The 13,798-nt window shown below is 56.8% G+C and carries 9 protein-coding genes and 1 pseudogene; 7 read left to right on the plus strand and 3 right to left on the minus strand.

Annotated elements, in window-relative coordinates; genetic code table 11:
• Positions 1-135: 135 nt before the first annotated feature.
• Entirely contained in the window at positions 136-1,752 is a 1,617-nt protein-coding gene (locus ABDZ81_RS17310; RefSeq protein ID WP_343775634.1) for a BCCT family transporter, read from the plus strand.
• Positions 1,753-1,778: 26 nt separating this feature from the next.
• Here the strand turns inward: ABDZ81_RS17310 and ABDZ81_RS17315 are convergent, their stop codons facing one another.
• Positions 1,779-2,681 (minus strand): DUF7351 domain-containing protein, encoded by a 903-nt coding sequence (locus tag ABDZ81_RS17315; RefSeq protein ID WP_343775637.1) that lies wholly within the window; start codon positions 2,679-2,681, stop codon positions 1,779-1,781.
• A 126-nt stretch (positions 2,682-2,807) separates the two neighbouring features.
• Here ABDZ81_RS17315 and ABDZ81_RS17320 point away from each other — a divergent pair, with 126 nt between their 5' ends.
• The 5 genes and pseudogenes from ABDZ81_RS17320 (at position 2,808) to ABDZ81_RS17340 (ending at position 9,203) form a co-directional block, all read left to right on the plus strand.
• Positions 2,808-4,301, plus strand: coding sequence for a M23 family metallopeptidase (locus tag ABDZ81_RS17320; RefSeq protein ID WP_343775640.1), 1,494 nt, complete (start codon positions 2,808-2,810; stop codon positions 4,299-4,301).
• Positions 4,302-4,494: 193 nt separating this feature from the next.
• Positions 4,495-6,144 (plus strand): hypothetical protein, encoded by a 1,650-nt coding sequence (locus ABDZ81_RS17325; RefSeq protein WP_343775643.1) that lies wholly within the window; start codon positions 4,495-4,497, stop codon positions 6,142-6,144.
• 67 nt (positions 6,145-6,211) lie between these two features.
• On the plus strand, positions 6,212-6,982 hold the full coding sequence (locus ABDZ81_RS17330) for an ABC transporter ATP-binding protein (RefSeq protein ID WP_343775646.1): 771 nt from the start codon (positions 6,212-6,214) through the stop codon (positions 6,980-6,982).
• A 233-nt stretch (positions 6,983-7,215) separates the two neighbouring features.
• Positions 7,216-7,848 (plus strand): annotated as a pseudogene (locus ABDZ81_RS17335) (IS6 family transposase).
• Positions 7,849-7,961: 113 nt separating this feature from the next.
• Positions 7,962-9,203, plus strand: a complete 1,242-nt coding sequence (locus tag ABDZ81_RS17340) for an RNA-guided endonuclease InsQ/TnpB family protein (RefSeq protein ID WP_343775649.1) — start codon at positions 7,962-7,964, stop codon at positions 9,201-9,203.
• A 76-nt stretch (positions 9,204-9,279) separates the two neighbouring features.
• Here ABDZ81_RS17340 and ABDZ81_RS17345 read toward each other — a convergent pair whose 3' ends face one another.
• Positions 9,280-10,107 carry an IS5 family transposase gene (locus ABDZ81_RS17345; protein WP_343775652.1) on the minus strand — a complete coding sequence of 276 codons (828 nt, stop codon included), beginning with the start codon at positions 10,105-10,107 and terminating at the stop codon, positions 9,280-9,282.
• A gap of 1,217 nt (positions 10,108-11,324) precedes the next feature.
• Positions 11,325-12,077: an IclR family transcriptional regulator gene (locus ABDZ81_RS17350; protein ID WP_343775655.1), complete on the minus strand. Its 753-nt coding sequence runs from the start codon at positions 12,075-12,077 to the stop codon at positions 11,325-11,327.
• A 378-nt stretch (positions 12,078-12,455) separates the two neighbouring features.
• Here ABDZ81_RS17350 and ilvA point away from each other — a divergent pair, with 378 nt between their 5' ends.
• On the plus strand, positions 12,456-13,679 hold the full coding sequence (gene ilvA, locus ABDZ81_RS17355) for a threonine ammonia-lyase (protein WP_343775657.1): 1,224 nt from the start codon (positions 12,456-12,458) through the stop codon (positions 13,677-13,679).
• Positions 13,680-13,798 lie beyond the last annotated feature (119 nt).

Consider the following 13,798-nt stretch of genomic DNA (forward strand, 5'->3'; position numbering starts at 1 on the left):
AGTAGACAGTTAGATATAAAGTATTTTATATTTATAGGAGTCGCAAGGTTGAAAACTCGCTAGGAGCGGGTACCGATGGAATGATCCCAGCGTCGCAACAGCACAGCACGGCGGACGGATTGTTTACTTGAACTCATGAGTCTAGTACACGAGGCTTTAGAGGGGACAGATTCAGCGATATTTTTCGGATCACTGTCCATCCTCCTTGTCATCGCAGCAGTCATCATCGCATGGCCAGAAGCGACGGCTTCGCACCTAGCGACCGTTAATACCGCCGTCGTATCGAATGTTAGTTGGCTCTTCCTCTGGCTCGTCTTCGTTTCATTTTGTTTCTTGATGTATATCTTGCTCGGACCGTGGGGGAACATCAAGTTGGGCAGTCCAGATGAAGAGCCTGATCTCTCATATGCCGGGTACCTTGTGATGATCTTTACTGCAGGCCTGTCCTCTGGCGGTCTCGAGTACTGGGGCCCAGTGGAGCCGCTGGTCCATTATCAAACTGCACCTCCATTCTTCGGGTCCAATGTCGGTACATGGGCAGGAATGACGAATGCACTCCAATATGCGATCTTCCACTACGGGACCTCAGCATGGTCCGTGTATTTGGTGTTCGGCATTGCCGTCTCCTACTTTGCATATCGTAAAGACATGCCGTTTCGGCCCGCAGTCATCCTCGCCCCATTTGTCGGCACAGACAATGTCGATGGATGGCTCGGCAAAACAGTCGATACGCTTGCCGTGGTCGTTTCGGTGAGTGGAATCACGATCTCGTTCGGGCTCGGCGTCAATCAGTTCTTGGCTGGCCTGTCGTACAACTGGGGAGTCCATGTTGGGACACTCGGCGAAGTCCTGTTCATCCTCCTCATCACAGTGGTATTCCTGCTATCGGTTACCGCCGGAATACAGGAAGGAATCCAGCGGTTTGCAAATCTGAACGTGATCGTCCTCTTGGTGCTCATGGCAGTAGCGCTGGTGTTCGGCCCGATGTCATTTCTTCTCAATGTCGGGACACAGGCAATCAAAGGATACATGACTGACTTCGTCGGTATGAGTCTGTACTTCACACCGGCTGCCACCAGTTGGTATGGATCGTGGACGGTGTTCTTCTGGGCGTGGTGGCTCACGTTTGCGCCCATGGTCGGCGTGTTCATGGCGCGAATCTCCCGTGGGCGAACTCTTCGACAACTCGTGTTCGCCGGGATGCTTGGCTCGTTCGCACTCACCGTACCGTGGTACGTCGCGACCGGCGGGTCGGCACTCTGGCTACAAACCACTGGTCAGGCTGATCTGCTAGGTGTATACTCCGAAGTTGGCCTAGCCGGTGTCAGCTTTGCCCTGTTCGATCAGTTGCTTCCATTTGCCAATCTATTTTCTGCGATCCTATTGCTCCTCGTGTTGAGCTTCCTCATAACGACCCTCGATTCGGCGACGTTTAGCTTCTCTATGATCGCCAACAAAGGCGAGCCGTCGCCCTCAACTCTCAACCGGATCACATGGGGTATAGTGCTGGCAGCCCTGACGATCGCACTCAGTCTTGCTGGCGGCATTTCGGTGCTCCGCTCATTTACTGTCCTTGCCGGAATCCCCGCTGCCGGGTTATGTCTGATCGCTCTAGTCGGGATGATCATTCAACTCGAACGCCACGCCCCAGTTCTATTGGAAGAGACAGACGATATGGACGACAAAATGATCTCAAGCGTTCGGAGTCGATTGCCCAATCGGATAACGGAGCAACAGCCAACAGATGATTAGAATGGTGGCAGAATTAACTAAACCAGTTATTCAACGGCAGCAGAACAGATTTTGAGCTCGTCGGTAACAGTAATTTCAGCAACTGCGTCGTCATACGAGATGGAGATCGTGGCATAGAACGGGTCATCGGAGCTGACCCAACCGGTGACATCGGGGAGCACTTGCTCCGTCGCTCGCATGCTACTCGACTCACTGAGCGGAACATCGAGTTCGATCAGCGCCTTCGTCACCTGCGGTTCGAACTGTAGTGCACTGATGATATCGACAGTGACGAACCACGAGCATGTCTCACAAGTCATCTCCGCAGTCGGTGTCGAGTCCCTATCGAGCCGCTCTCGCGGCACAGTGATGCTGGTGATGCCAGCACACGACGGGCATTGCCCCGTGCGGGCCAGTCCGACGTGGTGCATCATCCGGTCGTAGAGTGCTTTGTAGATCCCCTCGCCCTCGCGGACAGCGAGCCCGTTTTTCGGAAACCGGTACGTGGCACCCCAAAACAGGTCACACGCGGGGCATTCAACGGTTAGAAACTCCTGTTCGTACTTCCCTCGGAGTCCAGACGTACAGTTCGGGCACGACTCTTCGATCTCGAATTCGACCGGGACCGACTTCATCGGCCGGTTCGCCATGACGGCTTCGTAGAGGGCGATAGCGCTCGCCGTTGGAACATACCCGCTCTCGACTTCTTCGACGTAGACGCCGCGGAGTTTCTCCAAGTGATAGTTGAATTTCCCGCTGTCTTCCATATCTGTTGCTGCCATCAGCTCCGCGTACGAAAGTGTGCGCTCCTTCCGTACCTCGTGAAGTGAATCCGGATCGAGTGGGACGTAGTTGTCGAAGAACGCACGAAGAATGGCAAGTCTGATCTCGTGGCCGAGCAACGCGAACGCCTCCTCAGGCGCCGTTCGATTCCGTTCATCGTTAGTCATACGTACCCGTTGAACCGAGGTCCCATTGAGTGCTGGCCTCTCCGAAGTGTGTGGGTCTTTCTCGTGAAGTTAGGTTCACAGAACGCTTACAGCCCGGCACGCCCATTTCTTGCGTAGTAACTACGTATGTCGAATCAAGCTACGTCACCGTCTCTGGGTTCGCGTCTCCGCGAGCGGATACAGTCTATGAGCCCGCTTTCCCTGACGCTGCTGGGACTACTCGGAATCATCGGGAGTTGGTTCCCGTCACTGGAGATCCTCAAGCTGTTCCATGTGTTCTGGTTCTTTGCATTATGGCCGCTCGTGTCGATACTACTACGCGACAGCAAGCAATCGCTCGGATTCGACACTGGCGACGAGGGACCGCGGGACTGGCTCGAAATGGATAATGGATGGCGAGGTCACGTCGCCTTTCTTCTGGGTGTTCCTCTATCGTTTTTCAATCCACTCGTGTTTCGCCAGGACGCGATGCAACTTCTGGGAAGCCTCGTCGCTATCGGGAGACACCGTGGGTCGCTCCCCAATCCAGAAACCCACGACCAGTCGACGAGCTATCGACTGCCCGTCGAGGGAACGTGGACAGTCGTGAACGGGAGTCCGATCAAAGAGTACTCCCACTCGTGGTTTCCGGCGACCCAGCGCTACGCCTACGACCTCGTGATCACCGACGACGAGGGGCGTAGCCGTCCAGCAGGCACAGATACGAGCATCGAAAACTACTACTGCTACGACCAGCCTGTCCTCGCACCTGCCGACGGCGTCGTCATCGATGTCCACGACGATGACCCGGAACTCGGGCGAGCCGGTGGATTTTCCCATCCGCTCAAACGGAGTATGACCGGGAACGCCGTCACGATCCGTCACGCGGAAGACGAGTATAGCAGTCTCATTCACCTCGTCCCGGGTAGCATCAAGGTTGAACCCGGAGATCGCGTAACGCGCGGCGAGCAGATCGGTCGGTGTGGGCATTCGGGGAACTCCGCAGAGCCACATCTCCACTTCCAGCTCCAGGATCACCCGACGTTCGAGATCTCGGCGGGATTACCGATCCGGTTCGACGACATTGACGTGGACACGCAGGGGGTAGATGTTGTTGAAGAGACTGGCTGGACGGAACCGGATGGTTCTGGTCGCTACATTCACGTCGGCCAGCAGGTGGCACATACTACCGACGGTGAGCCGCATCGATCCGAGGACATAGCTGGTCCGTCCGAGGTGACGGCTTCCGCAGGACTCAGTCGCGTCCGGACGCTTGGACGGGTCGCTACGGGTGTCTCCATCGGCGGCTTCGTCACCGTCCTCGCGGGGTTTGTCGTGCCGTCGTTACAGACGATTGCACCCGCGCTCGCAGGACTTGCCGGTCTCGGACTCGTGTATCAGGTCGGGCAAGGCCTCGTGAACGGTGACCGAGTCCGTCTCGAGTCTCTCGAAACAGTTTGTGGTGTCGGCGTGGCGGCAGCGTTGGTCGGTGTCTTTGTCGCTCTAGATACACTTCCGGCACTTGATTCATATAGGGTCGGAACGGGGATGTTCGTGACTGGGTTCCTGTTGTATATCGCTGTCTGGGATTACGGGCGGCGAGACCTGTTCCGACTTATTGGTGGGGTAACTGACAAATGATGGCGTCGCCAAGACCGCGCTGTACGTCTACGCGACCGAACGCACTGCGTCGGGATTTGTCGACGACATTGACTTCAGTGCGCTTGGCGGTGACAACTCAGCGTCCACCCACGGGTTTGGAGATCGGTTCGGCGGTCCGGGGAACGGGCGAATCGAACGACTGGTTCCGCTCAACTGCGGGCTTTGAGATACGATGCTCCGACTAACTCACATACCCACGGATGTCCGGCAGGGAATGAAAATCGCGCGGGCGGAGTGGATACGCCATCATCGTGAATTCGAAACTCCACTGACTGGTCGTCCGGTCATACTTGTCATCCTGGTCGGAATCGCCAGCACTCTCGGGTGGTGTGGGTACTCACTGGGCCGCGACCTCATCGCCGGACAGCCACTTCCAGATGGCGTGGTAAGTCTCTTTGTCAGTGCTGCGTTTGTCTGGATGGTTTGGCGAAGTTCGAAGTACACGCACGTTCGGTTCGAACGTCTGAACCCGAATTTCCTGTTGACGACTGTTTCCACCAGAACCGCTGCTCTGGGTCTGTTGGGGTTCGTCTACGCGCGACTGCTCACTACGCTCGTCGTGCCGACGCTCGGGATCGCAATCGGCACCGCAATCGGACTCCGGTCGCCAACGGTCGTACTCACGATCACTCTCGCAAGCGCGTGCGTAGCTATGCTTGCCGCTGTACTCGGAGCCACCAGTAGACTCGCCGCCCGACTCGTCGCGCTTCGACTCGTGCGAGCACGGTACTATCGAGATCTCCTCATCGTGTTCGGCTGGATTCCGCTCATCACCGCTGCGATGCTTCTGCAAGAGCTGTCATTCTCACTTGCTCCGTTGGCCGGACTCTTCGGTGCGTTACCGCTGGCATGGTTCGTGGACCTAGCGCTCATCGGTACTCCGACTGATACGGTCAGCTCACCTCGTCACACGCTGCGTGTATTTGCTCTCCTCGGTACCACAGTCCCGATTTTCACGGCCGGGACGACGCTTCTCGCTCGCCAGGTCTGGGAACACGATTCTACCAGTTCGACAGGGACTCGCGGTTCACACTCACTTCTCAAAACAGGGGTGGTCGAGCGATTTGTCGGTGAACGCATCCCGCGAGCGATGTACACCGTCGCTCGGGAGCGATGGCTGATGGAACGCCGGGTTCCACAGGGACTTCTATCCACGGGCTATGCCCTCCTATTCATGGGCGTGGTTGGGTTCCCAGTGGTCGCACTTGCCGGTGGTACAACCAGCCTGCTGGTGTTTTTCGCAGTTACGCTCGGCCTCGTCACTGGTGTCGCGTTCAGTTCGGATCCAATCGGCACCGAATATCGCGCATTGCCGATGCTGTTCACGTCGGTCACGGGCCGGCAATTCGTTGGTAGCTCACTTCTCGCCGCGACCGTAGTCGGTATCCCGCTCATCGCCCTTATCATCGTTCCACTTGGCATCGTCGGTCCCGTTGGGTTTGGACAAACGTTCTTGATTGCGCTCCTCGGCAGTGCCGTCTGTACTTGTACCGCAGCAGTCGCCACTATGGTCGGGCTGGGCGTCGAGCGGTTCAACTACGCTCCAGTTCCGTTTTTCTTCACCGACGTACCGATTTACGCAGAGGTAGGCGCTGCTGCATTCCTTCGTCACGGACTGGTTCTTACCATCGGGGTGTTCGTCAGTATACCAGCCTTCGTGGGAACCGCTCCGCCTATCTACGAGGCCATCACAGCCTACGGGGTGCCGACCGCCGTCGTCCAGATCGGCGCGCTTCTCCTCACACTGTTGCTTGCCGCCATTATCACGAGAACCGCGTTCAGGGCTGCAGTACAGCGGTTCCGAGACTATCAACTCAGGTGACCTCCAGACGATGACCAACAGAACAAACGACACACCGAGTGCGGATGACCGAGACCCTCGCACTGGAATGGATACGCAACCAGCAATCAGCACGGACGATCTGACGAAGACGTACAGCGACACGACAGCCGTCGATAGCCTCAATCTCACAGTCGAACGGGGAGCGGTGTACGGGTTCCTCGGTCCGAATGGGGCGGGAAAAACGACGACGATCCGAATGTTGACGGCATTGCTGCCACCGACCAGTGGCACCGGACGCGTTGCGGGAGCGTCAATCGCTGACCGCGAGGCGCTCATCGAACATATCGGCTATCTGCCCGAGTCACCACCGATCCACGAGGAGTTCACCGCCCGTGAGCAACTCGAATACCACGGTGGGTTACGCAATATGACTCCAGATGCCATCGACGACCGAATCGAAACACTCCTCGCCCGATTCGAGTTGACCGACGCTGCCGACCAGCGGATCGCCACGTACTCAAAAGGGATGCGACAGAAAACGGGGTTAATTCAGGCGATTATGCACGATCCTGAGGTGGTCTTTCTCGACGAACCGACGTCCGGGCTTGATCCGCGTGCCGCCCGAACAGTGCGGGAGACGATTACGAACTTGGCTGCAGGAGACACCACCGTGTTCCTCTCAACGCACATCCTCCCCGTCGTCGAGGAAATTGCGACCAGCGTCGGCATCCTCTACGATGGCGACCTCGTCGCGGAGGGCCACCCCAGCGAGCTCACAAGCCGCAAAGCAATCGATAAAGAACAAACGCTCGAAGACGTGTTCCTCGAAGTCACAACCGAAGACGAATACCGTACGGATGAATCCGCCACGGAGTAAATGCTATCTGCGCTTCGAGTTGCATCTCTATATGCCACTGTCTAGATACGGAATGAGCAGGCCGAAGAGCTAGGTGTTCATGCCACTCTCAGACCTGTTCAGAGAAACTTTCGAGACGGAGATTCTTGAGTGTTGGCAGCGTGAGCGGACGCCGAACACCCTGACAGACGTCCGCTCACGGTGGTGTTCAGATAATGATTGAAGGGTGAGGCGTAGCGTTTTCAAAGTGATCTATACTCGAAAACGCACGCCTCACTGGGAGTGTCGACCGAATCGAGGTAGGTTTATGGAGCGAGAGGCAACACAAAAGCTGTTGATGAAGCTCGGTATTCAGCTCCATCTTGCTGTACTATCAATTTCGAATACAGATTCTATTCTTGAGATATACGGTGTAGAGCGGGCTCGGTCGATCGTTCACAACTGGGTCCACAAGGCCGATCTACAGCCCGAAAGCGGACACTGTCCAGATCACGTAGCGGTTGACGAGACCGTGATCCAGCTCAACGGGCAGCAGTACTGGCTGTACGCTGCTGTCGATCCGGAACCAACGAATTGCTCCATACACAGCTTGAATCCACCACTACGACCATTCTTGTGCAGTCCTTTCTCGCCACACTACAGGAGAAACACGACGTCGAGGACGCAGTGTTTCTCGTCGATGGCGCGACCTCACTCCAAACAGCGTGCTCACGACACGGCCTCGATTTCAGATACGAGAAGCGGAAAACCGGAACAGCGTCGAACGTACCGTTCAAGAATTAAAACGACGAACCTCTTCGTTTAGTAATAGCTTTAGCCACGCCAAAACAGAAACTGCTGATCAGTGGCTCAGATCGTTCGCATTTGCGTGGAATCAGCTTATCTGAACACGACTTTATCAGCGGACAAGGCGAATACCCCGAGGCTTGACCTCGGGGATGAAGCCGACACGCAGGGATACAAACCATTAAGTGAACACATCGGTAATCAAGAGACAGCGATGGAACACAGTCACCGCTACCACGCCTACCCGACACAAGAGGTAGCGGAGCGACTGGAACATCATCTGGACGTTCATCGCCAACTCTACAACCACGTCCGCTGGGACTACGAGAACAGTCCAGAGGACGACAAACCATCCGAGTACGACCAGAACAACAAACTCCCCGAGTGGAAGCGCAAATGGCCGGTGTTCAGTGAACTGCACTCGAAGGCCGCGCAAGCCACTGTCGCTCGCTTCCATCGCAACCTCTCGAATCTCCGCAAGAAGAAGGAGAAGGGGTACAACGTTGGTCGTCTCAAACGGCAATCACCTACCGAGTACCGAAGCGTGACGTACAACCAGTCCGGTTTCGACCTCGATGAAAAGAGGGGCCGTGACAGGTTCGCTTACGTTCGCTTCAGCAAAATCGGCCGGGTCAAAATCCGTTACCATCGCCCGATTCCTGACTCCGCTTCGATCAAGGAAGTCACGTTCAAGAAGGAGACGACCGGCGAGTGGTTCGTCTCGTTCGCCCTCGAAACCGACGACGCCAATCTGCCCGAGAAACCCGACCTGAGCTCGCTTGACGCAAGTAACAGCGTTGGGATTGACCTTGGCATCCAGAACTACATCCACACTAGCGACGGCAAGACCGTGGATTGGCTCGACCTCGAAGACGAGTACGAGCGTCTTCGCCGTGAACAACGCAAGCTGTCTCGGAAGGAAGAAGGGTCGAACAACTACGAGAAACAACGCCGGGAAGTGGCGAAGGTAAAGCGGCACATCAAGCGGAAGGTGCTGGACTACCAGCACAAGATTACGACGTGGCTTGTCAAAGAGTATGACGCTGTATTCGTTGAGGACTTGGACGTGAAGGAGATGCTCGAACAGTCGCACAACGCTCGCAACAAGCAGGATGCGGCGTGGCGACAATTCATCACCCTTCTCGAATACAAAGCCGACCTGTACGGCTGTCACGTCAAGCAGGTCGAAGCACGAGGCACAACCAAAGAGTGTGCATCGTGCGGTGTGGAAACAGCGAAACCCATCTGGGTCAGAGAACACTCCTGTCCGAGTTGTGGGTTCGAGACGGACAGAGACGCGAACGCGGCGATGAACGTCTTGCAGAGAGGCTTTTCTGAACTAGGGCTGGGATGGCCCGAAGACACGCCCGTGGAGACTGTGACCGCTACGGACACAACTCACTTCGAGTCCGTGTCTGCAAGTCACGTCGTAGAAACGGGAAGCCTCGGGGCTTGACCCCGAGGCGATTCACGAGACCAACGAACGTTTTTCGAGCGAGAGGGCTTTGGTGAATCGCCAGAAGGCGTTCGATTCACTGTTTCACGGCACGCTTGATGTTGTAGACCGCACACATCAGGACGATTTCACGAAATTCGCGGTACCACGCTCGGGCACGCACCGCGTGGCCAAGCGTACGCTTGATCGTCGAGAAGACGGTCTCAGCCAGTGCTCGTTGGCCGTAGAGAGCCCCATCGATCCGCGCGTTGTGCGCGTGATCGATGGGGCGGAACTCACGATGCTTAATTAGTGGTCTCACGCCTTCTTCCCGGAGCTTCTCGCGTAATTGCTGCCAATCGTAGCCTTTGTCAGCGGCGAGGCTGTGCAACTCGCCCGTGTTGCGGCGGGCGAGTTGCCAGCCGAGCTGGGTGTCGTGACGTTTCTCGGTCGTACAGTGCACGTCGAGGACAGCTTGTGACGCTGTATCGACGAGCGCGGTGGTTTTGAGCGTCTGAACGCGGTAATTCGTTCGACGGCAGTAGTGTTTGCTAGCGTGTTCGCGGTCGAAAAACGTCGCGTCCATCGCGGCGTGTCCGGAGGTGTCGTGCAGCTGCGCCGACAGGCGCAGCAGCACTCGCCACACCGCCATCTTGATTCTGTCAAACGCCTTCACTAGCGTCGAATGATCCGGGAGATCGGGCTTCTCAAGGCCGATCTCCGCCAGTATTTGTGGCATCTCGCTCAGCAGATCGAGCGCGTCACGGTACGGTTTCGCCAGGTGAATCCGCAGACAGTGCAGCGACACGACGGCGTAGTCGGCGAAGCCGCCACCCCCTTCGGGGGCGGCGACTTCGCCTCGACCACCAACAGCGTTTTTAGCCAATCGCACTGCTTTCTTCGTGAAGCGGGAAATCTTCGACATGGATCATCGGCGGTTTCCCGCTTCAACGTCCTAGTTCTGACGGTCGAAGCCGACGCCGTCTAGTGATTCACCAGAGCCAGCGAGAGGCATGGCCACTAGTACGGGTATGACTAGCTAACACAACGGATTCCCCATCTCACCATCACTACGTTTCACTAACGACGATGGCTATCTCTGAGTAGCGAGCCGTCGTAGTCATCACAAAGTGTTTGGGATTGCCGGTTCGTCGAACGAGAGGAACAGAGCGTTACTGACCGGCTATAAATCGGCTTTCCGTATCCAGGTGTGGGGAGAGCCTTCCCTGAATGTTAGACGCTATTTGCAGGATTCGTTTTAATAGATACTATATTGGGACTTGTGCTGAGTCGAACACTGAATTCCATCAGTTTATGAACACAGCGGTCCCGAATACGAGTCAACCTGACGTGCGGTTGCCGGACGAGGGGCTTGAGAAGAAACTCCAGAAGTCCAGTCTTGAGGACCCCCCTTTGATCATGAGGCGGCCATCTGACACAAGTAGACCAGTGGATTCGTGACTGGATATTACATAGTTATGGTTGTAATACACAGCGCTCGAATGGGCCTGTTCAATGTCGTAAGTAAAGAAGATCAGGCAGTTGGCAGAGTGAGTGACTCACTTTCGTCAGCAGACTCGTTGCGAACCACAGATAGAGAGGTTCCTCCAAATACCGACTCCGTTCTCAGCAAATCTCTAGAGAGAGTTCTCGTTGACTTCGATCGTTTCGTCGATCTTCTGGTGGACACTGCGACTGGAGACTATCATCGTCAGAGGACCTGTTTTGACGCCTCGCCGGCCGCGGTGTGGTCGATTCGATCGACTCCCCGAATACCCATTGATCGCAAATACCGGTCCGGAAATATATGGCACTCTATTGCCTGGAATTTACGGAGAGACCTCACCCGGTGTCGAAGGCTCATACATTATATTCCTCGAATAAGGAGAGCTGCCCACTGTTACTAATAAGAAGCTCCTGATAGCTATGTCACACGAAGCTAGCCAGAACTGATAGCGGGGGCAACGCGATCAAACACTGCTACAGGAATACGACCAATTCAGTTACAATGATATGCGTGTAAAGATGGTTCTTGAGCCTGGTCTCGTGATAGAGCCTGTTTAGCGGTGACGTGTGATTCCCCCTCGATTCAGCGTATGCGATGAGGAGTGCCGTTCATGCAGAATTCAACAGAAGGGCTTCTCACGATGCGATCTTGGTTTCAAGTTCGTCGACTGCATCCCGTAGCAGCTCGGCCAGCTCCTCATCGGATGGCAGCCGATATGGCGGCCCGGAGACGTCGAGCGATCCGAACACGCCGCCGTCCGGGCCTTCAATGGCAACGGCCACCGATCGGAGCCCTTCCAGTGATTCCTGATCGTTGACGGCATACCCCTGCTCTCGAATGCGGTCGAGTTCGTCGTAGAGTTCATCCCGGTTGACGATAGTGTTCTCCGTCTCTCGTGGCAGCCCCCACCGGTCCAGGATCCCATTGCGGCGCTCCTCGTCGAACTCAGCGAGCATGGCCTTACCGCTGGCCGAGTTGTGCATATAAAATCGGTGACCCACCTGGAAACCTTCCATCGAGGGGTTGTTGGTTTCGTCGAACAGAATGATGCTGCGACCGTTCTCCTCGACGGCGAAGTTGACCTCCTCGTTTGTCCTGTTCGCGAGTTCGAAAGCTTTCCTCTTCGCCAACCGGTACCGGTCGTCCCGGTAGCGGGCTGCTTCCCCAAGGCGGAAAAGCTTCAGTCCGAGGTGGTAGGTATCGCCGACCTTCATGACGTATCCACACTCCTCTAAGGTGTTGAGGTGCGTGTACAGGGTGCTCGTGGAGAGTTCCATGTGTTCGGCGATCTCGGAGAGCGTTGCACCGTCGAGTTCCTCGATAGTATCGACGATGTGGAGCGACGTTGCCGTGGTCTTCCGTCGTTCACCGTCGTTCTGGCGAGCCATGCATTAGCACTGTCAAGGCAGAGACTTAAACCCCGGGACGGAATCTTACCCAAAATGGGGAATGCATACGTTGGGTTTTAGACTAAATAGGGCGACGATATACCAATTCATCGGCAAAAAACTAGAGATATATAATTCGGTAGCCGGTCCATCGTAGATTAATAGCCTATCCGGGGCTATATAATTATCTACCATGTGGGTTATGCGCACTGTTCCCCAGATTCCGGACTGTAAAGAACGGCCAGTGGTATCACGTCCGTCGTCCCGACTACCAGTACCTATAAATCGCTCTGTGTAATCATCACCCACTATCGGTACGCTACCGAACGGTTCACCGTCAGGAAGCGTTCGGAAGGCAGCCACCGGTTCAGGAACACTATGTCCGTACAACTCACTGACATTCAGCGAGCACAGAACCGCCTCGCCGGCGAATCGGTCGCCAGAGAGACGCCGATTGAGACGAGCCGGACGCTAGACCGCGATACCGATGCCCGGATCTTCCTCAAGATGGAACATCTCCAGCGAACGGGCTCGTTCAAGACGCGAGGGGCGTACAACAAACTCGTCCAGCTCGAAGACAGCGACGGTGGATCGTCGGTCGACCGGGCGATCGCCGCCAGCGCCGGCAACCACGCGCAGGGTGTCGCGCTCGCCGCGGCGGAGACCGGCCTCGAAGCGACGATCGTCATGCCGACGAATGCGCCGCAGTCGAAGGTGGACGCGACGCGGGACTACGGCGCCGACGTCGAACTCCGCGGCCAGGATTTCCAGGCGGCGATGGACTATGCGCAGTCGTTGGTCGATGAGAGCGCCGTCTTCGTGCACGCGTACGACGATCCCGACATCGTCGCCGGCCAGGGGACGCTCGGCATCGAAATCGTCGATCAGGTCTCGGACGTCGATACGATCGTCGTACCGATCGGCGGCGGCGGGCTCATCGGCGGCATCTCGGCCGCCGTCGCGGAGCTGGATCCGTCCGTCCGCGTCATCGGCGTCCAGGCCGAAGATGCGGCGACTGTCCCCCAGAGTCTCCAGAAAGGTGCGCCCCAGACGCTCGATTCGGTCCAGACGATCGCAGACGGGATCGCGACGGGTGGCATCTCGGAACTCACGTACCAGCTCATCGACCGGCACGTCGACGAGGTGGTGACGGTCTCGGACACGGAGATCGCACACAGCATCCGCTATCTCCTCGAGCGGACCAAGCAGATGGTCGAGGGCGCCGGAGCGGCGACCGTGGCAGCGCTCCTGAGCGACCAGGTCGATGTTGCCGGCGAGACGGTCGTCCCGGTCCTCAGCGGCGGCAACCTCAGCGCGACGATGCTCCAACGAACGCTCACGCACGAGCTCACCTATCGACAGCAGCTCGTCCAGCTCCGGGTTCGCATCATCGACGAACCGGGGAGGATGAGCTCCATCTCGAGCATCATCGCCGACGAGAACGCCAATATCCGGAACGTCAGTCACGAGAGGGCCGTCGACGAGCTCAAGGTCGGCGAGGCGTACCTCGACTTCCGCATCGAGACGAGCGGCGGCCAACACACCCAGCACATCATCCAGGCGATCGAAGATGCGGGCTACGAAGTCACCCGCCTCAACTGATGTTCGAGTCTCAGTCACGCGATCGGACGATGCCGTCGTGCGTCGCGGCGCTCGTCACGGCCCCTGGCACAGCCGCGGACCGTCGGAGGCAGCGCTCACGGTAAGTTATATACCACTGC

The sequence above is a fragment of the Natronoarchaeum mannanilyticum genome (assembly GCF_039522665.1).
Taxonomy (GTDB): Archaea; Halobacteriota; Halobacteria; order Halobacteriales; family Natronoarchaeaceae; genus Natronoarchaeum; species Natronoarchaeum mannanilyticum.

Coding starts and splice junctions, on each gene's coding strand:
- ABDZ81_RS17350 (WP_343775655.1), bottom strand. CDS start 12,077: ATGGCTCGCCAGAACGACGGTGAACGACGGAAGACCACGGCAACGTCG.
- ABDZ81_RS17320 (WP_343775640.1), top strand. CDS start 2,808: ATGTCGAATCAAGCTACGTCACCGTCTCTGGGTTCGCGTCTCCGCGAG.
- ABDZ81_RS17330 (WP_343775646.1), top strand. CDS start 6,212: ATGGATACGCAACCAGCAATCAGCACGGACGATCTGACGAAGACGTAC.
- ABDZ81_RS17345 (WP_343775652.1), bottom strand. CDS start 10,107: ATGTCGAAGATTTCCCGCTTCACGAAGAAAGCAGTGCGATTGGCTAAA.
- ilvA (WP_343775657.1), top strand. CDS start 12,456: ATGTCCGTACAACTCACTGACATTCAGCGAGCACAGAACCGCCTCGCC.
- ABDZ81_RS17340 (WP_343775649.1), top strand. CDS start 7,962: ATGGAACACAGTCACCGCTACCACGCCTACCCGACACAAGAGGTAGCG.
- ABDZ81_RS17310 (WP_343775634.1), top strand. CDS start 136: ATGAGTCTAGTACACGAGGCTTTAGAGGGGACAGATTCAGCGATATTT.
- ABDZ81_RS17315 (WP_343775637.1), bottom strand. CDS start 2,681: ATGACTAACGATGAACGGAATCGAACGGCGCCTGAGGAGGCGTTCGCG.
- ABDZ81_RS17325 (WP_343775643.1), top strand. CDS start 4,495: ATGCTCCGACTAACTCACATACCCACGGATGTCCGGCAGGGAATGAAA.